At 35.9% G+C, this 21,430-nt stretch carries 23 protein-coding genes; 12 read left to right on the forward strand and 11 right to left on the reverse strand.

Annotation, left to right across the window (positions count from 1 at the left end; translation table 11 throughout):
- Positions 1–14: 14 nt before the first annotated feature.
- The 4 genes from flgK to Q1553_RS04705 are packed head-to-tail and all read right to left on the reverse strand — an operon-like array spanning position 15 to position 2,834.
- Positions 15–1,844 (reverse strand): flagellar hook-associated protein FlgK, encoded by a 1,830-nt coding sequence (flgK, locus tag Q1553_RS04690; RefSeq protein WP_297570148.1) that lies wholly within the window; start codon positions 1,842–1,844, stop codon positions 15–17.
- Between the two features lie 12 nt (positions 1,845–1,856).
- Positions 1,857–2,312, reverse strand: a complete 456-nt coding sequence (locus Q1553_RS04695) for a hypothetical protein (RefSeq protein WP_181881628.1) — start codon at positions 2,310–2,312, stop codon at positions 1,857–1,859.
- A 30-nt stretch (positions 2,313–2,342) separates the two neighbouring features.
- Positions 2,343–2,585, reverse strand: a complete 243-nt coding sequence (locus tag Q1553_RS04700) for a flagellar biosynthesis anti-sigma factor FlgM (protein WP_115551534.1) — start codon at positions 2,583–2,585, stop codon at positions 2,343–2,345.
- 54 nt (positions 2,586–2,639) lie between these two features.
- The gene (locus tag Q1553_RS04705) at positions 2,640–2,834 is read right to left on the reverse strand and encodes a hypothetical protein (RefSeq protein WP_297578267.1); all 195 of its coding nucleotides are present in this window, start codon (positions 2,832–2,834) and stop codon (positions 2,640–2,642) included.
- A 182-nt stretch (positions 2,835–3,016) separates the two neighbouring features.
- On the opposite strand from Q1553_RS04705, the gene Q1553_RS04710 reads away from it, so the two are divergent.
- The 11 genes from Q1553_RS04710 to leuC all read left to right on the forward strand — a co-directional run bounded on the left by Q1553_RS04710 (position 3,017) and on the right by leuC (position 11,909).
- Entirely contained in the window at positions 3,017–4,255 is a 1,239-nt protein-coding gene (locus Q1553_RS04710) for a peptidoglycan DD-metalloendopeptidase family protein (protein WP_297570140.1), read from the forward strand.
- Entirely contained in the window at positions 4,255–4,863 is a 609-nt protein-coding gene (locus Q1553_RS04715; protein WP_181881629.1) for an NUDIX hydrolase, read from the forward strand. The genes Q1553_RS04710 and Q1553_RS04715 overlap by 1 nt, the downstream gene beginning before the upstream one ends.
- Positions 4,863–5,537, forward strand: coding sequence for a hypothetical protein (locus Q1553_RS04720; RefSeq protein ID WP_115551538.1), 675 nt, complete (start codon positions 4,863–4,865; stop codon positions 5,535–5,537). The genes Q1553_RS04715 and Q1553_RS04720 overlap by 1 nt, the downstream gene beginning before the upstream one ends.
- Positions 5,538–5,549: 12 nt before the next feature.
- Positions 5,550–6,755, forward strand: coding sequence for a lipid-A-disaccharide synthase (lpxB, locus tag Q1553_RS04725; RefSeq protein WP_297570138.1), 1,206 nt, complete (start codon positions 5,550–5,552; stop codon positions 6,753–6,755).
- A 65-nt stretch (positions 6,756–6,820) separates the two neighbouring features.
- Complete coding sequence (gene greA, locus Q1553_RS04730; protein WP_181881630.1) at positions 6,821–7,300, forward strand: transcription elongation factor GreA; 480 nt, start codon at positions 6,821–6,823, stop codon at positions 7,298–7,300.
- 10 nt (positions 7,301–7,310) lie between these two features.
- Positions 7,311–7,742, forward strand: a complete 432-nt coding sequence (gene dut, locus Q1553_RS04735) for a dUTP diphosphatase (protein WP_115551539.1) — start codon at positions 7,311–7,313, stop codon at positions 7,740–7,742.
- A 26-nt stretch (positions 7,743–7,768) separates the two neighbouring features.
- On the forward strand, positions 7,769–8,362 hold the full coding sequence (locus Q1553_RS04740) for a hypothetical protein (protein WP_297570134.1): 594 nt from the start codon (positions 7,769–7,771) through the stop codon (positions 8,360–8,362).
- Positions 8,349–9,371: a hypothetical protein gene (locus Q1553_RS04745; RefSeq protein ID WP_245944223.1), complete on the forward strand. Its 1,023-nt coding sequence runs from the start codon at positions 8,349–8,351 to the stop codon at positions 9,369–9,371. Before Q1553_RS04740 ends, Q1553_RS04745 begins: the two co-directional genes overlap by 14 nt.
- 7 nt (positions 9,372–9,378) lie before the next feature.
- A complete protein-coding gene (locus Q1553_RS04750) occupies positions 9,379–10,017 on the forward strand; it encodes a type III pantothenate kinase (RefSeq protein ID WP_115551541.1) in 639 nt (212 codons plus the stop codon).
- A complete protein-coding gene (gene hisG, locus Q1553_RS04755; protein WP_300842779.1) occupies positions 10,014–10,628 on the forward strand; it encodes an ATP phosphoribosyltransferase in 615 nt (204 codons plus the stop codon). The genes Q1553_RS04750 and hisG overlap by 4 nt, the downstream gene beginning before the upstream one ends.
- 15 nt (positions 10,629–10,643) lie before the next feature.
- A complete protein-coding gene (gene leuC / locus Q1553_RS04760; RefSeq protein ID WP_115551543.1) occupies positions 10,644–11,909 on the forward strand; it encodes a 3-isopropylmalate dehydratase large subunit in 1,266 nt (421 codons plus the stop codon).
- A 315-nt stretch (positions 11,910–12,224) separates the two neighbouring features.
- Here the strand turns inward: leuC and Q1553_RS04765 are convergent, their stop codons facing one another.
- From Q1553_RS04765 to Q1553_RS04780, 4 genes are all read right to left on the reverse strand, one after another.
- On the reverse strand, positions 12,225–12,863 hold the full coding sequence (locus Q1553_RS04765) for an FkbM family methyltransferase (RefSeq protein ID WP_245944224.1): 639 nt from the start codon (positions 12,861–12,863) through the stop codon (positions 12,225–12,227).
- Positions 12,864–12,928: 65 nt separating this feature from the next.
- Positions 12,929–13,096: a hypothetical protein gene (locus tag Q1553_RS04770; RefSeq protein WP_245944225.1), complete on the reverse strand. Its 168-nt coding sequence runs from the start codon at positions 13,094–13,096 to the stop codon at positions 12,929–12,931.
- 256 nt (positions 13,097–13,352) lie between these two features.
- A complete protein-coding gene (locus Q1553_RS04775; protein ID WP_245944226.1) occupies positions 13,353–14,654 on the reverse strand; it encodes a HAMP domain-containing sensor histidine kinase in 1,302 nt (433 codons plus the stop codon).
- Entirely contained in the window at positions 14,654–15,328 is a 675-nt protein-coding gene (locus Q1553_RS04780; RefSeq protein WP_297578259.1) for a response regulator transcription factor, read from the reverse strand. Before Q1553_RS04780 ends, Q1553_RS04775 begins: the two co-directional genes overlap by 1 nt.
- 97 nt (positions 15,329–15,425) lie before the next feature.
- On the opposite strand from Q1553_RS04780, the gene Q1553_RS04785 reads away from it, so the two are divergent.
- Positions 15,426–16,517 (forward strand): ATP-binding protein, encoded by a 1,092-nt coding sequence (locus Q1553_RS04785; protein ID WP_115551546.1) that lies wholly within the window; start codon positions 15,426–15,428, stop codon positions 16,515–16,517.
- Positions 16,518–16,578: 61 nt separating this feature from the next.
- Here Q1553_RS04785 and Q1553_RS04790 read toward each other — a convergent pair whose 3' ends face one another.
- The 3 genes from Q1553_RS04790 to Q1553_RS04800 are packed head-to-tail and all read right to left on the reverse strand — an operon-like array spanning position 16,579 to position 21,277.
- On the reverse strand, positions 16,579–17,538 hold the full coding sequence (locus tag Q1553_RS04790) for a chemotaxis protein (protein WP_115551547.1): 960 nt from the start codon (positions 17,536–17,538) through the stop codon (positions 16,579–16,581).
- A 57-nt stretch (positions 17,539–17,595) separates the two neighbouring features.
- Complete coding sequence (locus Q1553_RS04795) at positions 17,596–19,299, reverse strand: ABC transporter ATP-binding protein (protein ID WP_300668089.1); 1,704 nt, start codon at positions 19,297–19,299, stop codon at positions 17,596–17,598.
- Between the two features lie 34 nt (positions 19,300–19,333).
- Entirely contained in the window at positions 19,334–21,277 is a 1,944-nt protein-coding gene (locus Q1553_RS04800) for a PBP1A family penicillin-binding protein (RefSeq protein ID WP_297578257.1), read from the reverse strand.
- Between the last annotated feature and the right edge of the window lie 153 nt (positions 21,278–21,430).

The following is a 21,430-nucleotide window of genomic DNA, read 5'->3' on the forward strand; positions in this document are numbered from 1 at the left end:
CCCTATCAATTTAACTATTGCTTAATACCTAAAAGCGTGGTAATCATCTCATCAATAGCCGAAATCATTTTCGCATTTGCGCTATAACCTGTTTGAAATTTGATGAGATTTACCATTTCATCATCTATGGAAACCTCTGAAATGGTTTTGTATTCTTTCTTGATTGAATTATACACCGCTTCTTTGGTTTCTTGCGTTATTTGTGTTCCCTCTGTTTGTGAAGCAACCTTGCTTGCAATATAGCGAAAATATCCGCTAATCGTTTCTTGTCGCTCCTCTCTATCATAGACATCTGTAAAAGTAATTTTGTCGTATTGTAATTGTTGCATCATATTTGCAACTTCAAAGTTACCATTGACTGCTTCACGATACGCACGAATCAAAGTCGGGTCATCACGATAAGCTCTCGCAAGCTCTATATTACTCGCGTCATTTCCATCAAAAAAACGATTGACGCCAAATGCACCAGCAAAATTTGTGCCATTGTCTTGAATAGAAATATAAATTTCCTCGCTGGGATTCTTAGAAGTAATCGCAAAAGTTTGCGTGTCATTATTGTAAGTTGCTTGGAATCGGTCATCAAAGTCGTTCAGAGCATTGCCGTCTAAATTATCATCAAGATTCGCATTAAGCTGGTCAATAATGCTTTGCATATTGGTAAGATTGTCTATTTTAACCTCACGCGCACCCAATTCATTTCCTTGTTTATCATACATTACAACTTTGAAACTTCCCTCGCGGATATTATAACCGCTTGTTGTTAGCGCATCTTGTGTATTAATATAAAGCTTATCACTACGCGCTCCTAATTGTGAGCATTGCGCATAAATATTATTCGTTGCTTCAATGATTCCATTTGCAAAAGTATCCAAATCATTGATATACACTTGCAATTTTCCCAAAGTTCCTTGACAAGTAAAAACCTCTTCGGTGCGAATCAAATCCAACAATGCCCCAACTTTTCCTTCATTTAGAGTATTGGTTAAATTATATTCTTTGTGGTCCCTGCGCAGATATTTAATCGTATAGATTCCGCTTTCATTTTGAGAATTATCCAAAGTCAAAGGATGCCAAGATTCTCCATCTACAATAGACCTTCCACCGATGGTCAATGTATAATCCTCGTCAAAATCTGCGATATTTTTATTCACACACGCACTCCCTTTGACTTCTTGCTTGAAAACTTCGCAACCGATAAGATTGTTAATTTCAAACTCATATTGGTCGCGCAAATCACGCAAATCATTTGCTTTTCTGTATAAATCTTGATTTTCATATTCATTGATTTGTTTATTAATCATTGCGATTTGTTCTGCTAAGCGATTCACTTCCTCTACAGCAACTTTGACTTCGTCATTTAAACGTTGTTGCAAATATACTAAGGAATTACGTGTTTCTTGAATATTTTTAGAAAGTGTATTTGCCTGCTCTGCTAATGCAATTTTTTGTGCTGGGTCTCCTGCTTTAGTAGCTAAATCTTTCCAAGCATTAAAGTAGTTTTGTAAATCATTGTAGATTCCTACCCCGTCAATCTCCGGATAATACGAAGAGGCTTCTCTAAGTCCTGCGAAACTTGTATCGTAATAGGTTTTTTCTGAAGTGGCTTTTTTGTAACGCATAAAAGTATATTCATCGTGTACACGCTCCACCGTCATAATATCAAGCCCTTGCCCTAAAGCATAGTTTTGTTTCCAAAGTGGAGTCTCTGCGGCACTTCTGACGATTTGCCTAGAATAAAATTCATTATTCGCATTTGCAATATTATTACTTGTTGTATCCACCATCACTTGATGCCCAGTCAAGCCTGTGTATGGAGTATTTAATGATGAAAGCAATCCTCCCATAGCACACCTCCTCTACACTTCAGTATGCAGAAAGGATGCATTGCCTAAGGATTGTTTTTTATAACCACGTTCTTCAACGGGAACAATTTTACTTAAAAGAGAGTTGTAAAATTCTGAAACCGCTAAGGACATCTTACCAAAACGATAATTGAGATTCTTCAAAACCTCTAATTGGTCGTGAAGCTCCGCAGTGCATTCACTTGCGCCCTCACCCAAAAGATGTTGTTTGTCCTCGTAAGTTAAATCCTCTAAAGTAGCGTTGGGATATTCTGTACGCAAACGCTCTTCAATGCTTTTAGCGTAAGCTTCTTTTTTGCGAATAAAAGACGCAATTAATTCCTCTTTTTGTGGAATCCTTGCAAAGACGGCTTCGTTATTTGCGATTTTAATATCCGCAATATCCTGTTCTGTAATTGCAATGAGTGCTTTAATATCTTCTAAAGCATCTTTTAAGAACTGCAAAGACATGAGATAACTCCTATAAAATAGACTTATCTCTTATCTAAGCAATTCTTGTGCCAACTTTTGCGCACTCCCCTTTAAATCTAATTTATAAGTGCCATCTTTAATAGCGGCTTTAATTTCATCTAGTCTAGTGCTAGAGGTTTTTGCAGTTTTTTCTGCCTGTGGTTTTTCATTGACTGATTCATTTCTTGCATTATTAATCTGCAAAGTATTTTTATTATTCGCTTGATTCATTGCATTTGAAAAAACCGAATTACTCATCAAATGACTAATCATATTTTCTCCTTTCTTAAAAAATCTTTCCATTAATATCGGCTATTTTTCAAAAAACTAAAATGATTCCCGCACACTTTTTGAAACATCTTGTAAAAACTTCTCTGTATCAGACTTTGGAGGAGCAATTTGCTGACCATCACCATATAATGGAACATTAGGACCTCCAATTTTAATTGTATATAAAATCACAAAGAGCATAAAATAAACAAAAAGTCCAAATCCCATAGATGGCACAAACCAATCTTTCATTACTGCTCCTTGAAATAATATTTTCAGAGATTAGAAGTATAGCAAAATTTTGTTTTTTAATGAAATTAAAAAATTTTTATAATTTTTTTATATTTCTTGAGGAAAACCGCGCTTTTTGTGCTATAATCTGCTTTCTCTAAACAATTTTATCCCAAAACTACATTAAATATAGGGGCGAATCTATGCGACTTTTTAAAATTCTTAAATCAACATTCTTTAAACATTCTTTAAAAACCTTTTGTCTTTTTGGTGCATTTGGGTCTGTTTGTGCCAATGCTGCAAATATTCAAGAATCCCAATGGGAACAAGGTCAAACACTGCTCACATTTTTTGAAAAAAACAGAATCCCTTTAAAAGTTTATTATGATTTAGCTCCAGAGGATAAAGAACTCGCCGATGAAATTATCAGCGGTAGCACATTTTATGCGCTTTACGAAGATTCCACTTTACTGCAAGCTTTAATCCCTATCAATGAAAATTCACAACTACACATTTTCAAAGAAAAAGATTCTTATGGCATGCGAGCAATTCCTGTGGCTTATTTCACAGAAGAACGAACAATTGCTCTTTCTGTTGAAAATTCACTTTATAACGACATCGTCAAACTCACAGGGGATAAATTTTTGGCAAATGATTTTATCCAAGCCCACAAAGGAAGCGTAGATTTTCGTCGCGAAGTGCGTAAAAATGACAAATTAGCTATCATTTATGAACGCAAATATCGTTTGGGTAAGAACTTTGGCTCACCTAATATTAAAGCGTCCATTTTAAATGTTGGCAAGCGACATCAATATGTTGTGCGTCACGAAGATGGACAATTTTACGACTTAAAAGGCAATAATTTAAGCAAATATTTACTCACAGTGCCACTTCATTATAAACGTATTTCTTCCCATTTTTCTATGGGACGCAAACACCCAATTCTTGGATATAAACGCCCGCATTTAGGGACAGATTATGCTGCGCCTCGTCATACCCCTATCCGTGCAGCAGGGAAAGGTAGAGTAATTTTTGCAGGTACAAAAGGTGGCTATGGCAAAACCGTAATTATTCAGCACGAAAATGGCTATAAAACACTCTATGCACATATGCAAAAAATTGACCGTAAGATTCGAGCAGGAGTAAGCGTTGCACAAGGCAAACAAATCGGCACAGTAGGCAGCACAGGACTTAGCACAGGACCACATTTACATTTTGGACTTTACAAAAATGGCAATGCAGTTAATCCAATCAAACACTTAAAAATTGCACATTCTAAACTTAAAGGCAAAGAAAAAGAGGAATTTTTAATGCTTGCCAAAAATTACCAACAAGCTCTCAACACGGCTCTTACTCAAGGAATTGACAATCAAACGCCATTTAGAAAAATCCAAAATGGCTACATTGTCTATCTTAATTCAGAGGATAAGAATTTAAACTGATGGCACTCAAAGAGATTTCTAATATTCGCTTTTGCAGCTGCCACGATTCGCAATATATTAAGCCTAAACGAATGCTCTTTTGCGAAAATGGTAAAGAACGGAGTTGGGATATTATCGAAGCACACGATAGCGTAGCGATTCTGCTTTATCATCAACCAAAAGATTCTTTTGTGATGGTGAAACAATTTCGCCCTGCCGTGTATCTCAAAGAAAGCACCCGCAAAACACCGAATCTCAAAGTGGAATTAGGTTATACCTTTGAACTTTGTGCTGGGATTACAGACAAAGCGGGAAAATCCCTTAAAAAAATCGCACAAGAGGAAATCCTAGAGGAATGCGGTTATGAGATTCCATTAGAAAATATCCACAAAATTACAGAATTTTATAGCTCTGTTGGATTTGCAGGCAGCAAACAAACGCTTTTTTTTGCCACAATTGATGAATCGTGTCGTCAAAATCAAGGAGGTGGTATAGATGATGAAAATATTGAGGTTGTTTTCATTCCAAAAACAGAAGCTTATGATTTTATTTTGAACGAATCTTACCCTAAAACCTCTGGTGTAATGTTCGCATTTCTTTGGTTTTTTAAAAATTTTGAGGGTTGTTAATGCAAAATCTTTCTGCACTCCAAGAACTCACCAAAAAACTAAATGAAATCAAGGAATCTTGGCAAATTTATACTATTTTTGAGGCAGAAAAAAAACGTTTTAATGAAGAATTTGATGCACTCAAAAAGGACAAAGAATCCTTAATGGAATCTTTCAACGAAATATCCGCCAAAAATGCGTTGCTCTTAGCAGATAACAAAGAGCTAGAGCAAAGAAATAAATCCTTAACAAATGAAATTGCTATCAAAGAGCAACAACTTGAATCTCTAAACCAATCCCACCCTTTAGCACCTGATACTTTAAAATCCAAAACATTGGATTTGGCAGCCTTAGAAACACAATATCAAAATCTTAAAAAATCTTTAGAATCTACAGAAAAATTTTTAAAAAATACTTCCCTTGTGCGCCCAAAAGCCTTAGAAAAATTAGAGATTTCCTATCAAAAACATCAACGGCTACTTGCCAACCCCGCCAAAGAATATGTTCCTTTGGAATCCGCCACTTTGCTTTTTGATACCCTAACCAAAATACAATCCCAACTCAAAACGCTTCTTTTGGAAAACTCAAAGCTAGAATCTGAAATCCAGCATTTACAAGATAATTCAAGCAAATCAGTGCAAACCCAACCCAATCAACCCCCCAGAGATTCTGACGAATCCTCGCACAATTCGTAAAATTTGAAACCAATGCAGCCATTAAATCTTTTCGTCTCCGCAATAGAATATTCTGCCAATCTTCATTTAGCCAATCTGCTCAAATCTCTGCAACAAACGCAAACTCCTTTTGTTCTTTATGGAATCTTTGATAAGGCATTGATTCAGCAAGCCTTAAAAGAATCGCAAAATATCTTTCAGCCCAATGCAAACCCCATACATTCTAACTTTCTCTCCCAAACCATTTACAATCCCGAATCCTTTCGCGTTATGGGATTTGTTGGGATTCTTAAACTCATTCCAAAATTTTTCAAACTCAAAAATCAGCTTGCACAAATTGCCTCGACTTGCGATGTAGCACTTTTTATGGACTCCTCTTCTTTTAATATTCCTTTAATCCAAACAATTCGCAAACTCATTTCAAAAACAAAATATCAAAAAAAACCTCGTATTATTTATTATATTTTGCCTCAAGTTTGGGCTTGGAAACCTAAGCGTGCGCATATTTTGAGTGAAATTTGTGATGAATTATGGGGCATTTTACCTTTTGAAAAAAACTTTTATCCAAAAACCGCCCCAATCACCTATATGGGACACCCACTTCTTGATGAGATTCCTTATTCTTTTGACACACCTCAAAAAACCCAAAAAATTGCCTTTATGCCCGGCTCACGCAAAAGCGAAATTCGTGCTTTGTTTCCTATTTTCAATCAACTTGCTCAAACCTTAAAAACACAAGGAAAAAGTGCTATTTTGATTATTCCTAAATCTTTTGCAACACAAGACTTAAGCAAAATCTATGGAGATATTAGTGCATTTGAAATTTCCTTTGATACTTATCTTGGATTACAACAAAGTGAATTTGCCTTTGTGTGCAGTGGCACAGCAACTTTAGAATCCACATTGCTTGGGATTCCAACGATTTTAGCCTATAAAGCCAAAACATTGGATTATTGGATTGCCAAAAAATTGGTTCAATTAAACTACATTGGTTTAGCAAATATTTTTTTAGAATTTCATTTTTTCAATGCCCCCAAAAACAATCCCAACCCTTCTATTTTTCCCATTCACCCGGAATTTTTACAAGATTGCGTAAATGTAGAGAATCTGCAAAATGCATATCTTCATTTTAATTATTCCTATTTTTTTGAACAAAAAAAGACTCTCTTCCAATATCTTTCACATGGCAGTGCAGAATCCTGCGCGAAAAAATTGCAAAATTTTGCAAAAAATTTATAAAATAAAGGGCTTTTTAACCCTATTTTCTTTACTATATCTAAATTATTTTATTCTTAAGGGAAACTATGGAACCTATGACCAAATATGGTTATGATAAATTAATTTCTGAACTCAAAAATCTTAAAGAAGTTGAACGACCAAAAAACATTATTGAAATTGACACTGCAAGAGAGCACGGGGATTTGAAAGAAAATGCAGAATACCACGCCGCAAGAGAGCGTCAGCTATTTTTGGACGCACGCATTAATGAACTAACACAACTTGTCGCTGATGCACGCGTAATTGACCCCTCTACCCTAGAGCATAGCAAAATTAGTTTTGGTTCAACCATCAAATTAGAGGATTTAGACACTGAAGAAACTTTCACCTATACAATCGTTGGAGCAACAGAAAGCAATCCTGAAAAGGGCTTAATTTCTTATCATTCTCCTTTAGCCAAACAGCTTTTAGGAAAAATTGCAGGCGATGAAGTCAGTATGACTCTACCAAAAGGGCGCGTAGATTACGAAGTTTTAGAGATTTTTTATCAACCGATTCAATTCTAAGGCAACTCTTATGGCAAATTTAAAAATTAAAACCTTGACTCCAAATGCCGTGATTCCAAAGTATCAAAGCAAAGAAGCTGCGGGATTTGACCTTTGCGCGAGTGAAAATTTGATATTAGAAAAAGGCAAATGGGGATTGATTCCCACCGGACTTAGTTTTAGCTTTCCAAAAGGATATGAAATCCAAGTGCGTCCTAGAAGTGGATTAGCTTTAAAGTATGGCATTACAATTCTTAATTCTCCCGGAACGATTGATTCAGATTATCGGGGAGAAATCAAAATCATTGCAATAAACTTCGGCGACGAAGATTTTAAGATTAATGCGGGAGATAGAATCGCACAAGCGGTGCTTTGTAAAGTCAAACAAGCAAAAATCAAAGCTGTTCAAACACTAGATAAAACAAAACGTGGCAAAAAAGGCTTTGGAAGCACAGGAAAATAACAAAAGATTGAAATAAAGGAGAAAATTTGAGCCTAAAACAAAATGTAGATTTCATTAAAGAAGAAATGAGCAACGACGAAAAAATGCTAGAAAGCCTTATTCGTTTTGAGGGGTGGTTTAAACGTTACAAGATTCCACTCATTGCATTATTGATTGGCATTGTTGTGCTTGCTTTTGGCTATATGGGCAACAATTATTATCAAGAAAATCAACAACAAAAACTTTCTAATCTCTATGAAGAAGCTCTAAAGGGAGATGAAAATGCAATCATTTCGCTTAAAAACTCTCAAAGCAGACTTTATGATTTGTATCTTTTTCAAAAGGCATTGGAATCCAACGATAAAGAAACTCTCAAAAAATTAGAATCCTGCAAAGACCCTATTATCGCGCAATTTTCTAAATCGCAAAACGCATCTTTGAATCAAGATTTAAACACACTAGATTCCAAAGAATCTGGAGATTTTGGTTATTTACAAGCTGCATTTTTGGAGATTCAAGCAAGCAAAAGCAAAGAGGCAAAAGTGATTTTATCCAAAATCCAAAACGATTCTCCTATTAGAGATTTTGCCAATGCACTAGAACATTTGAGCATTCAAGGAAACAATGATGTCAAGAAGTAATATTCTTAAGAATCCTCTTTTATTATTTTTGAGTCTTTTTATATTTTTATCTCTTAGCGGGTGTGGTTCTAAATATTATTTTGAGCCAAAAGAGGAAGAAATTAAAGGTAAAATTTCCTTCAATGATTCTATTCCCTCCCCTATTGTTTCTCTTGTTCGTGATGGTGCAACCTTAAAAAATGGACAATTTATTACAAAATATTCTGAAATCCCAAATGTCTATCTCCCAAAAGACGCGCGGTATCTTAATCAAACAGAAGATTATTACTTAGCAAGTGCCTATCAGTCTCTTTTATTAATCAACAAAGAAGACCATACGCAAACTTCCATCGCATTTGACAACACTCCTATCAGTGCTTCTATGTATGGACAACTCATCGCAGTGATTTTTGATAACAATACTTTTGCACTCTATGATTTAAATAAAAGTCAAATCACTTATAAGCAAGATAGCACATTAGCCCCTACCAACAATACACTGATTGCCGCGCCATATTTTTTAAATGATATTGTCGTCATACCAACCTTAGATGGAAAACTCGTCATTATAGACAAGAACAATATGCAAATGATTCGTAATATTGTTGTCAATGGCGATAAATATTTCAATAATGTGATTTTCTTAGAAGCAATCGGAAATCGTATGGTTGCAGCCACACCTAAACGCATTATCTCTGTTAGCCCAAGTGTTATTAACACCTTTAATGCAAATATTAAAGACATTTTGTTTTTTGAGGATAGAATCTTTATCTTTACAAGCGAGGGAGAAGTCATCTTAACAGACCAAGATTTAAACGAAAAACGACGCGTCAAATTTCCTTTTGCACATTTTACTGCAGCAAATCACGGAAGAAATATTGTGATTTTAGAAACACGAGGCTACCTCATCGCATTAGACGATGAATTGCAAAATAGCTCTATTTTCACACTTCCAGATGAAATTACAAATCCTATATTTTCTGGAACGCGCAAAATTTTCATTGGTAACAAAATTTTAGAAGTAGAATAGAGGCGTAATGATTCTCTGTGATATTGGTAACACTTTTTTACACTTTTATTATCGCGGCAGAATTTGGAAAGAGGAAAAAACCAAATTAACCCCCAAGGATTCTAAAGAGCTAATTATGTATATCAGCGTCAATGAGGATTCTACAAATACCTTGCTTTATGCGCATCCTCGCTGTTTTGACTTGACGCCTTATTTAAACATTGATACAAATTATAAAGGCTTAGGCATTGATAGAATCGCAGCTTGCAAGGCAATTAGTGATGGTGTCATCGTTGATGCAGGAAGTGCCATTACAGTAGATATTATGCAGCAAGGCATTCATCTAGGAGGTTTTATTATGCCCGGAATTGCAAAATATCGCAAAATGTTTAGTAGCATTTCTGTGCTAGATTGCGAGATGAATTTGGGAGTGGATTTGGATACTTTTCCACAAAATACAAGGGATGCGGTAAGTTATGGTATGTTAAATTCTATCCTTTTAATGCTCAAAAATACTTCCAAAAATAAAAAAATTCACTTTACGGGAGGAGATGGCAAATTTCTCTCAAGATTCTTCAAAGATTGTTTTTATGACGATTTACTTGTATTTAAAGGAATGCAAAAAGCCATCAACGAAAACTTCACCTCACAAGGAATTTATGTATGATAAAAATTGCATTGCCCAAAGGTAGAATCGCAGACAAAACACTTCAAATTTTTGAAAAATTCATAGGTGAATCGCTTTGTTTTGAAGACCGCAAACTCATTTTAACCAAAGAAAAATTTGAATTTATGCTTGTGCGCAATCAAGATGTTCCTATTTATGTAGAGCGAGGGGCTGCAGATATTGGCGTCGTGGGATTAGATGTCTTAGAAGAGCAGCAAAGTTCGCTTGTGCGCCTACTTGACTTAGGGTTTGGTAAATGCAAAATCGCTATTGGCTCTCCCAATCATTACACATTGGATTTTTCTAATCCAAATTTAAAAATTGCAACCAAAATGGTCAATATTACCAAAAGTTTTTTTGCCAAAAAGGCAATAAGTGTAGAGATTATCAAGCTTTATGGCTCTATTGAGCTAGCTCCTCTTGTGGGTATGGCAGACGCTATCGTGGATTTAGTAGAGACGGGAGATACTATGCGCCAAAATAACCTCAAAATTGATGAAACAATTATGGAAATTAGTGCTTATTTAGTCGCAAATCCCAATAGTTTTTATGCACAAAAATTAGAAATTTTGGAGATTCAGAAATTTTTTAAAACACAAATTCAATCTTAGATAAAGGAGTTCAAAATGGGGCAGACGATTACAGAAAAAATCTTTTCAGACCACATAGGAAAAGCAGTTTATGCAGGAGAAATTGTGGATTCTCCCATTGATATGGTGATTGGCAATGACATTACAACACCACTTTCTATTAAAGCTTATGAGCAAAGCGGAGCGCAAAAGCTTGCAAATCCCGATGGATTTTGCATTGTAATGGACCATTTCATTCCCACAAAGGACATTGCAAGCGCAAATCAGGCACGCATTAGTCGTGATTTCGCTAAAAAACATCAATTAAAGCATTATTTTGACGAAAAAGATATGGGGATTGAACACGCGTTATTGCCTGAAAAAGGCTTGGTTGTCAGTGGCGATGTCATCATCGGTGCAGATTCTCATACTTGCACACACGGGGCTTTAGGGGCATTTAGCACAGGAATGGGAAGCACAGATTTGGCTTATGCGATGATTACAGGGAGAAATTGGTTTAAAGTCCCAAGTGCTATCAAGGTTGAATTTGTCGGCAAGCCTGCGCCCTATATCTATGGCAAAGATTTAATTTTGGAGGTTATTCGTCAAATTGGCGTAGATGGTGCGCTCTATCAAACGCTTGAATTTTGCGGAGATGGAATCGCATATTTGAGTATGGACGACCGCTTTTCACTTTGCAATATGGCGATTGAAGCGGGGGCAAAAAATGGAATCATTGCTCCTGATTCCATTACGCGTGAATTTTTGGCGAATCGTCCAAATTTACGCGCCAAACCAAAAGAATTTTTCTCTGACCCTGACGCACATTATACGCGCATTCTCACCATTGATATTAGCAAGCTAGAACCTGTAATCGCCTACCCTTATCTCCCAAGTAATGGCAAAAGCATTTCTGAAGCAGTCAAAGATAATTTGAAAATTGACCAAGTTTTTATCGGTAGTTGCACGAATGGACGCTTAAGTGATTTAAGAATCGCAAGTGAGATTTTAAAAGGCAACAAGGTGCATTCTGATGTTCGCCTTATTATCACACCCGGCACGCAACAAATCTATAAAGAAGCCCATAAATTAGGCTACATTGATATTCTGTTAGAAGCGGGTGCGCTGATTTCAAATCCAACCTGCGGTGCGTGCTTAGGTGGATATATGGGGATTCTAGGAGACAATGAACGTTGTGTTTCTACAACGAATCGCAATTTTGTCGGTAGAATGGGTGCGCGTAATTCCGAAGTTTATCTTGCAAATTCCGCTGTCGCAGCAAAAAGCGCAATTATCGGAAAAATCGCCGACCCTAGACTTTAGGATTCTATTTACTTCAAGTTACCCTTGCGGGATTCCGCGTTGAGCAGAATTGCGGGAATCTATAATGCTAGGTTAAAGCAAAGTTTAGGATTTGTCATTGTGAGATTTGTTTTATCAAGTCGTGGCAATCTATAATTTGGAATCTCGCAGTTGAATATTTTTTCATTGTCAAGATTATGGATTGCTTCGTCGCGTTGCTCCTCACAATGACGAGGTGGAGATACCTACCACACACCACCACTCACACCCATAATGGCGCAGCGAGAAACGCAAAAATGCGACAAGAACACAAATATTAGGTTAAGATTCCACAATCTACACCGCTTCACAAAACAATGCAGCTTCTATGCTTATCGTATAATCTATGGGCTTTATAATCTTAAATTGATACCCCAAATCCCACGATTCTATCATCGGCTTAATGTCAAAAAAGTCGCTTCCATTATGATAAATACTAAGCAACATTGCTGGTTTTTGCGATTCTATCGTCTCTCTAGCCCCCTTTAAAAACTCTTGCTCAAAGCCCTCAATATCAACCTTAATAAACCCCACTTCTAGCTTATTTTCTCGCACAAACTCATCTAATGTTGTAATAGAGATACTCTCTAAATCCTCGCTTTGACCCCGCAAATCAATATGTGAAGCACTGCCAAAAAATCTTATTTTTAGATTTTCGCTTTTTATTCCAAGCCCTTGATGAATGGGGATAATTCTTTTACTATCATTTAACCTTAAAGTTTCCTGCATTAGTGCGTAATTCTTGCTCGTAGGCTCAAAGCTATAAATATTTCTTTCTGTAAATTCTCTCTCAAAAATAATTGCACTATCGCCAATGAAACCACCGACATCTATAATGTCCTTTTGTCTAATCCTTTGCAGAGTTTCTTTAGAGAACGCCTCTTTTAAGCTATGCTTGTGATAAAACACCCCTACTTCAAAGTGATAAATAGGCAAGAAATAGCCATTATAGGCAAAAATGCCCTTTTTTAGCTCAAAGATTTGGGGGTGAAATTCCTCTTTTAGCTTATGGCGAATCTCTCGTTCTTCTGGGTAAGTGTAGTAATATCCTCGTGCGTTTTAAGTCTTGAGAGAATCTTAAACACATTTTCTATACTCTTTTCATCTAAGTTTTTGCAAAACGCAAGCAGTTTCTGTGTAGAATCCTCGCATTCAAGCAAAAACTTCATTATTCTTCTTTGCCACTCCGAATTAATCAAAGTGATTTGCAAACTTGGCTCTAAAACACTCTGTGTCCTATAATATGTAAAATTTAAAAACTTATAAATATAGCAGACAAATACCCCCCTGCAGACTCGCCATATACCTTTCGAATCCTTCTAAAGAACGGGATTCCAAACAAATAAGTCGTGCGCAAATTGTGCGTATGTTGATAATATTTTAACATCTTATCTTCTTTGAAAATAAAATTTTAGCTAAAATGATTCATTTCCAGCTTAAAATAAATTCGCTTCCCTCTCCCTCTTGGCTCTTGCAAACAATCTGAATATGATAGATTTGACAAATTTGCTTCACAAGGGCAAGCCCGATGCCAAATCCTCCCTGATTCCGATTGCTGCGATAATAACGCTCAAACACCTTATCCAAATCCTCTTTTTTGATTCCACAACCATTGTCTTGAACGCTTAAACTCTTTTGGGTTAATTTGATTTTCACCAATCCCCCATTTGCCGTATATTTAAGTGCATTATCTAGCAGATTATCTATCACTCTAATAATATGACTGCGATTCGCTTCTAGTAAGCTTTTTGCGTCTTGCAATTCAATTTTCTTTGCGATTTGAATATTTTTTTTCTTGAAAAAATCTTGAAAATATGCGATGCGTTCGTCTATTAATTGCGACATTTCAATCATTTCAAGCTTTAATTCCCTTGCCTCATCAAAATTATAAAATAACAAATCCTGATAGATTCTCCCCAATGTTTGCGCCGCAAACTTAATGCGTTCAAACTTTTGATATTGTGAGGGCGTCAATTCATTAGGTTTAATTCTTTCAATACTCATCAAAATCACACTCAAAGGTGTATTAATCTCATGCGTAGAATCCTTAATAAACGCGTCCAAAGATTGGATTTTTTTGCGCAAAGGCTTCAAGCTAAGCAATACCAAAAAATATCCTATCACGCTCATCGCAATTAATACTAGCAAAAAGATTCCAAACATCAGCCCCAAAAGCCTATAAATCTCTATTTTGATTCCATTAGAGAAAAGCACTAAATAAAACTTTTTTGTTTGTGGGTTAAATTGATGAAGATTTTGAATCTCTTTTTCTTTCATTCTCTGATGAAACAAATACCAAAATCTCCCCCCTACCCTTTGCGTGATGAGATAGATTTTGTCCTCTACAACAACAATTCTGCCGTGATGATTACTCTTTATTAAATCTAAATCGTTTGTATGCCAAATTGCTTGAACTTCCTCTTCGCTTTTTTCTCGGGATAAAGAACTAAAAACCACTTCTCCCTTATGCGTTACAACCATAAAAGGAATCTGAAATTCCTTTGCGATTCTATGCAGCAAATCTTGCATATTTCCCGTATCCACTTGCAATCTCTCATAAAAATTAATTGCCAAAGTATGCGCATTTTCGCGCAATACAATCGCCTTAGATTCCAAAATCGCAACCTTTTCTTTCTGATACCAACCATAAAAAACAATGCTTAAAAAAACAAAACTTGTAGAGATATAAAGTGCCAAAATCTTTAATGCTGTTTTCCTTGCTTCCATTATTCTCTCATATTGCTAGGTTGGTAACAATATCCCTCACCGCGCCTTGTGAGAATATTATCTTTGCCAATGATTCTACGCAGATTCTTAATATACACACGCAAACTTAGCTCACTTGGCTCTTTGTCATAATTCCAAAGTGCAGAATAAATTTGTTCCAAACCCACAAAATGCCCCTCATTTTGCAACAAAATCTTTAACAATTCTCTTTCTTTGGTGGGGAGATTAACGATGTTTCCTTGATAATACAAAATCTCCTCCGCACAATCAAAACAATATCCATTACCAAATTCAAAAATATCTAACTTTTTACAATGTTTTAATTGTGCTTCCATTCTAAGGAGTAACTCAGAAAGCTCAAAAGGCTTACGCAAATAATCATCACAGCCGCTTTTGAAACCAACTTCAAGCTCCTTAAGAGAATTAAGAGCAGTGATAAAAATTGCCGGAATCTCTTTGCCGCTTTTACGAATAGAGCGCAAAGCTTCAAATCCATTTTGTCCAGAAACCATCACATCAAGCAATAAAATATCAAAATGTTCTTCATAGACCTTGTCCATAGCCTCTGTGCCATCACTACAGCACACCACTGCGTATCCCTCTTCCTCTAAGCATTCCGCGATAATTTCTTGCAACACCATATCATCTTCAAGCAGTAAAACTTTTGCTTTCATTTCTATCCTTTTATTTCAAGGGATTATACCACAAGCAAATGGATTCAATTCATTGAGGTTGCGATATAATTTTACTATCACATCAAAAGGGCAATGTATGGAATTAGCAAAAATATTAGAATCCTATCCTAAAAATTTAAGCAAAATCCATCGTCATCTGCCATTAACATTGGATAATAAAACTTGTGTTTATGGTGCTAAGGGCATTGGAAAGACAGAAATTATCCTTAACCATTATGCTAAAGCAGAATTTAGCTCGTCCAAAAAAATGTATCTAAACCTTAATGATTCTCATCTTAACCAATGTAAAATTTCAGAATCTCTTCTAGATTTTCTCCAAAAAGAAACTATTGATATTTTTATCTTAGACCATTTCAGCCCCTCTCTTTTTTCTCCTACTCTTTTAGATTCCATTCCCACACCCCAAATCACAATCATTTCGCAATCCCCTTTGACAAATCTCAATTACAATCTTGTAGAGATTCCACCCATCACCTTTCAAGAATTTACAAAGATTCACAAAACTCCTATTGATGAAAGTTTAAATTCTTATTTAAAATTTGGAAATCTACTAGAAGCGGAATATCTTAACGAATACAAAAAGGGAGAATTTCTAAAAATACTCGCGGGAGATTCTATTAATTTTTGGATTTTGCAAAATCTCATTCTACATTTAGGACAAAAAGCTTCCATTCATCAAATTTTTACCAAACTTAAAAAAGAAGGAAAATTGTCTAAAGATAGATTTTATGAATATTGTAAAATCTTAAATGAAAGCAAAATACTATTTTGGCTTACCAAGTTTGAGCACGAATCTGCGCCCAAAAAATTATATTTTTGGGATTTCACATTGAAAAATACGATTTCCTATGAGCGCAATTTTGCATTATTGTTTGAAAATATGGTTTTTTTAGAGCTACTTTATCATTTCAAAGAGGAAATATTTTATACAGATAAATTAGACTTCTATCTGCCTAATTTATCACTTGGGATTCTTTGTATGCCTTTTGTTCAACACCATATTTTGGAATCTCGTTTGCACAAAATTACCAAAGAACGTGAATTTTGCGATTCTTTCTTAATCCTATCGCTTAACCATAAAGAATCAGGCGAAAACCTAGGCACACCCTATCAAGTCTTACCTTTTAAAGATTTTGCCCTGCAAGATTCCTTGCCTAAATTTTTCTAATTGGATATTTGTGGCGCAGAAAGAAATAAGCCAAAAAGGGCTTACGAAAGGTTAGATAAGACTATTTTAGCATAAATCTTCGTAGGGCGTCCTCTACTTCTACCGGATTTGACTTTGAAATAAACTCATCTGCATTGAGTGAGCGCGCCATATCTTCGTTGCTACTTCCACTCATGGAGGAATTTACAACCACAGGAATCTTGGAAGTCAATGGATTTGCTTTGATTTGTTTAATGACTTCAAATCCACTTGCTTCTGGCATTTCTAAGTCTGTGATGATAATTCCAATTTTAGAAACATCTGTCCCTTCGGTAAAAACATAATCAAGCAATTTCTGCCCATTGACAAAAGATTTATACGCAACGCCAATTTTCTTAAGAATATTTTGCATTGTCTTAATAACACTTGGTGAATCATCTGCGAGTAAAACTTCTTTGTTTGTGATGATTTGTTTAATCTTATTCATCTCATCATTCTTTTCGGTTTCAATCCACGGGAATACATCTACAAGCATTTTTTCAATATCTACCACTTGCACTAAGCGTCCATCAAAATAACGCGTCCTACTGACTAACTTGCTATTTAAACCAGAATTTCCAATCCCTGCACTCTGTTCAATTTCTGTCCATTTTTTGTTTAAAATTCTATCTGCTTCGTAGATTCTAACTCCTACCGTCCATTTAGAAAACTCGCAAATCATAATCACTTCATCATCACCCGCAGTGCGTCTAATCGCATAGGGTTCAAGATTTTTTGATTTATCCCTTGAATCATAATAAAACCATTTACGCAAATCAATCAAAGGAATCGTAAGCTCACGAATCGTAATCAATCCCTCTACTAAGGAACTTCCCTCGTGAGAGACCACCGTAATTTCCCCACGATATTTGACAACTTCACGAATCTTAAATACATTCACCGCATACAAATCTTTATCTTTTTCAAGCCGAAAGCATAGGAGCTGCAATTCGTTGTTTCTGTGCAGATTGGTTATTTGATCAACATTGGACAAATTTGACATTTCCAAAACCTTAAATTTAAAAATTTCCGCTATTATAACATAAAGCAGATAAAAGTTTTAGATACTTTTGTAATATTCTCTAAAGGATTCACATTTTTCAAATAATTCTGCTTGCGTTCCATTGGCGATAATCTTTCCATTTTTGAAAAAATAAATTTTTTGCGCTAGAGAAACCGTAGAAAATCTATGTGCAATGATAATCACAATTCTATCCTCTAATAATCCTCTCAAGGCTTCCCTAAACTCTTCTTCCGTTTTGTTATCTAGTGCGCTCGTGGCTTCATCTAGGATAAGAATTTCTGGGTTTTTATAAAGTGCGCGTGCAATTGCGATTCTTTGACGTTGTCCGCCACTTAAATTTGCACCAAACTCATTTAAGATTGTATGGATTCCATCGGGCAAGGATTCTACATATTCCAAAATCCTTGCTTGCTCCAAAGCAAGTTTGACTTTTTCTTCTTCAATTTCACTCCCATAAGCAATATTTTGCGCAATGCTATCATTAAAGATAAAAATCCTTTGTGTTACAATTGCTATTTTAGCACGCAAACTTGCTTGTGTAAAATCTTGAATATTTGCATCATTAATACAAATCTCTCCAGAGTTTGGCTCATAAAGTCGCAAAAGCAAATTCACAAGCGAACTTTTTCCTCCACCGCTGCTTCCGACTAATGCAATGCTTTCTCCTCGTTTGACTTCCAAATTAATATTATGCAAGGCTTGTTTCTCTTGATAAAACAAATCCACATCTTTAAACGCAATCTTTTGTATTTGTGTTGTAAGCTCCTTTGTGCCATCTTGAATTCTTGCGCGACGATTCAACATTTCAAGAATCCTATCACTCGCAGCAAAGGCAATTTGAAATTTACCATAAAGATTATTTAAAGCCTTAAAAGGAGTATAAAGCATAAAAAGCGCCGTAACAAAAGAAAAAAACGCCCCTGTGGAAATCTCATCCTCAATGACTTTATGCCCACCAATTACAATGACAACTGCAATCGCAATCGCGCCTAAAGTCTCCATTAAAGGGGAAGTGAGTTCAGAGACTTTCACGGTTTTCATTGAAATTTTAAACCATTCTTTATTGTAATTTGCAAACTGCTGACATTCCATTTTTTCACCTGCGCTTGCCTTGATAAGCTCCATATTATTAAAAATCTCAATCAATTTAGAGGACAAATCTGCACTTTTTTCTTGCAATTTTTTAGAGTTTTTTCGCATACTTTTTGCGATTCGTGATATAGGATAAAGAGCCAAAGGCATTACGACAAGACCATAAAACGCCAATTCCGGACTTTGATAAATCACCACCCCAACCAATCCAAGAATAGTTAGCCCGTGCTTAACACCCTCCACTAGATAGCTTGAAATCGCATTTTGTATTGCACTAACATCATTCATAACGCGTGAGATTAACTCTCCTTTGCGATAGCGATTAAAAAAATCCATTTCAAAAGTCAAAATTTTTTCTAAAAGAGTCTCTTTTAGCTGACGCACGATGTTTTGCCCTACGAAATTCATATAATAGCTTTGAATCCACGCTCCAGCACCTTTGGCAAAATACGCCAACACAACCAAAAAAGGTAGAATCTGAAGCATTGTCGTGTCTTTTTTGATAAAAATATCGTCTAATACAGGCTTCACAAGATAAGCACTTGCAGCACTTGCGCCTGCGACTAAAATCGTGCCAACAATAGAATAAAATAAATATAATTTATAGTCTTTAACATAAGGTAAAAAATATCTAAAAAATCGTTTCAAATGAAGATTCCTTTCAATAGATTTTCAATTCATACTAAAAAATAATCGTGTCGTGATTAACTTTTGGTTGATATTTAATCGGCGATTCATCAGTATAATAAACTCTCTCTCCCTCTACAATCTGACTTTGCACACCTTGTGGAATCATAAATTTGCGTTCCAATCCGGGGTCAATTTCTAAGATTTTGTCAAAGAAATAAGAAAAGGCGGGTGCCGGAGCGACACCTCCCGTTTCGCTATATCCCATCGGTGTATTGTCGTCTTTGCCATACCAAACAATGGCTTCAATGCTAGGAGAAAATCCACAAAACCACGCATCTACATTATCGTTTGTCGTGCCTGTTTTACCTGCTAGCTCAATACCTTCTACTTTGGCACGCTTACCTGTGCCTTGATTAATCGCATTTCGCAAAATATCCACAATCAAAAAGCTTTGTTTGGGTTTGCTTAATTCGCGTTCCTCTCCGCTAAAATAAGCAACATCTCCTTGCATATCCACGATTCTATCAATCAACATTGGTGTGATGACTTTTCCATAGTTTGAAAACACCATAAAATTTTTTGCCATTTCAAGCGGAGAAGCTCCAAAACTCCCTAAAGAAATCGTCAAGTCTTTTGGCACATTTTCAAATCCATAATCCAAAATCTCCCGATAGATTCTATCAAATCCCACTTCCTCCACAAGATTAATCGTCGCAAGATTCAGCGATTTCGTCAAAGCAGTTTTAAGCGAAATAAAACCGCTTAGAGAACTTCCATAATTTTTTGGTTGCCATTTTTTACGCACATTACCCACCCTATATTCATAAGTGCGGGCAATATCAGGAATCTGATAATTTTGAGCCAAGCCGGAATTAATCGCACTAAGATACAAAAAGGGCTTGACACTACTGCCAATTTGTCGTTTGCTTTGTGTCGCGCGTGAAAAATTACTTTTTTGATAATCCACCCCTCCCACAAGTGCTAGAACCTTCCCTGTTTTATTCTCCAACACCACAAAAGCACCATTGAGTTTTTCCTTTAACGCCTCATCTTCTTTGTGTCGCGATAGAATCTGCTCATACCCAAAATACAATGCTTCTTGCGCAATCTCCTGATAATCCAAATCAATGTTTAAATAAATCTTATATCCGGCAGTTTTTAAATCCTCCAACCCGACTAACTGCCGTTGCACTTCATCTACCACATAAGGGGCAACATTTTTTGTCAATGTGTCGTTATAGACCTTGGGTTGCTCACTCAAAGACGAATCTAGCACTTCTTGTGAAATCCACCCCACTTCATACATTCTTTGCAAAACATTATTTGCTCTCCCCAAAGAAAAATCATAATTTTTTGTTGGGTCATAAAAACTTGGCGCACGTGGTAAAGAAACGAGCATTGCAATTTCTTTTAGCGTCAAATCCTCCATACTTTTACGAAAATATCCAAGTGCTGCGGTTTTGATTCCATAAAATCCGTGCCCAAAATAAGTATGATTCAAATAAACTTCCAAAATTTTTTCTTTGGTTAGAATTGTCTCCAAACGCAAGGCTAAAAGAAATTCTTTTATTTTACGCTCAATTGTTTTTTCACGCGTCAAGGCAAGATTCTTGATAAGTTGCTGCGTGATTGTGCTTCCGCCCTCTGCATAGCGCGCATTTTTAATATTTTTAAGCATTGCACGAATGATTGCGTCAATATTCACGCCGGGGTGTTCAAAGAACAAAGTGTCCTCAATTGCCAAAAGAGCCTCCACAATGCGTGGCGGAATCTCCTCGAAAGTCGCATAAAATCTAAATTCTTTGTCAAAAAGATTCGCAACCAATCGCTCTTGTCTATCAAAAATTTGCGTGGCAATGGGTGGCTGATAATTGATAATCTTGTCTGTATCGTTACGAATTTCAGAATAAATTTGTATCACAAAAACCGCTATTCCGATTCCAAAAACAATCCCAAGAACAGCTAAGATTCTTAAAAAAACTTTTACAAAACGCATAAAAAACCTAAATCAAAAATAATAAAGTATTAATTTTAGCATAGAAAATCTAAAGGTGAGTTTTAAGAGATAAGATTCTATTATTAGGGTTTGATTTATTGAGTTGTGAGGTATGTGGAATTGCGAGATTCTATGAAAATAGAATCTCGGCAG

Origin of the sequence: Helicobacter sp. UBA3407, assembly GCF_949747025.1 — a bacterium.
Classification (GTDB): Bacteria; Campylobacterota; Campylobacteria; order Campylobacterales; family Helicobacteraceae; genus Helicobacter_D; species Helicobacter_D ganmani.

Excerpts from the sequence above, each read along its gene's own strand:
- flgK (WP_297570148.1), bottom strand. The coding sequence starts at position 1,844 with ATGGGAGGATTGCTTTCATCATTAAATACTCCATACACAGGCTTGACT.
- Q1553_RS04745 (WP_245944223.1), top strand. The coding sequence starts at position 8,349 with ATGTCAAGAAGTAATATTCTTAAGAATCCTCTTTTATTATTTTTGAGT.
- hisG (WP_300842779.1), top strand. The coding sequence starts at position 10,014 with ATGATAAAAATTGCATTGCCCAAAGGTAGAATCGCAGACAAAACACTT.
- Q1553_RS04705 (WP_297578267.1), bottom strand. The coding sequence starts at position 2,834 with ATGAAAGATTGGTTTGTGCCATCTATGGGATTTGGACTTTTTGTTTAT.
- Q1553_RS04715 (WP_181881629.1), top strand. The coding sequence starts at position 4,255 with ATGGCACTCAAAGAGATTTCTAATATTCGCTTTTGCAGCTGCCACGAT.
- Q1553_RS04780 (WP_297578259.1), bottom strand. The coding sequence starts at position 15,328 with ATGAAAGCAAAAGTTTTACTGCTTGAAGATGATATGGTGTTGCAAGAA.
- leuC (WP_115551543.1), top strand. The coding sequence starts at position 10,644 with ATGGGGCAGACGATTACAGAAAAAATCTTTTCAGACCACATAGGAAAA.
- Q1553_RS04790 (WP_115551547.1), bottom strand. The coding sequence starts at position 17,538 with ATGTCAAATTTGTCCAATGTTGATCAAATAACCAATCTGCACAGAAAC.
- Q1553_RS04750 (WP_115551541.1), top strand. The coding sequence starts at position 9,379 with ATGATTCTCTGTGATATTGGTAACACTTTTTTACACTTTTATTATCGC.
- Q1553_RS04770 (WP_245944225.1), bottom strand. The coding sequence starts at position 13,096 with ATGAAGTTTTTGCTTGAATGCGAGGATTCTACACAGAAACTGCTTGCG.
- Q1553_RS04700 (WP_115551534.1), bottom strand. The coding sequence starts at position 2,585 with ATGATTAGTCATTTGATGAGTAATTCGGTTTTTTCAAATGCAATGAAT.
- lpxB (WP_297570138.1), top strand. The coding sequence starts at position 5,550 with ATGCAGCCATTAAATCTTTTCGTCTCCGCAATAGAATATTCTGCCAAT.
- Q1553_RS04695 (WP_181881628.1), bottom strand. The coding sequence starts at position 2,312 with ATGTCTTTGCAGTTCTTAAAAGATGCTTTAGAAGATATTAAAGCACTC.
- Q1553_RS04785 (WP_115551546.1), top strand. The coding sequence starts at position 15,426 with ATGGAATTAGCAAAAATATTAGAATCCTATCCTAAAAATTTAAGCAAA.
- Q1553_RS04775 (WP_245944226.1), bottom strand. The coding sequence starts at position 14,654 with ATGGAAGCAAGGAAAACAGCATTAAAGATTTTGGCACTTTATATCTCT.
- Q1553_RS04710 (WP_297570140.1), top strand. The coding sequence starts at position 3,017 with ATGCGACTTTTTAAAATTCTTAAATCAACATTCTTTAAACATTCTTTA.
- dut (WP_115551539.1), top strand. The coding sequence starts at position 7,311 with ATGGCAAATTTAAAAATTAAAACCTTGACTCCAAATGCCGTGATTCCA.
- greA (WP_181881630.1), top strand. The coding sequence starts at position 6,821 with ATGGAACCTATGACCAAATATGGTTATGATAAATTAATTTCTGAACTC.
- Q1553_RS04800 (WP_297578257.1), bottom strand. The coding sequence starts at position 21,277 with ATGCGTTTTGTAAAAGTTTTTTTAAGAATCTTAGCTGTTCTTGGGATT.
- Q1553_RS04720 (WP_115551538.1), top strand. The coding sequence starts at position 4,863 with ATGCAAAATCTTTCTGCACTCCAAGAACTCACCAAAAAACTAAATGAA.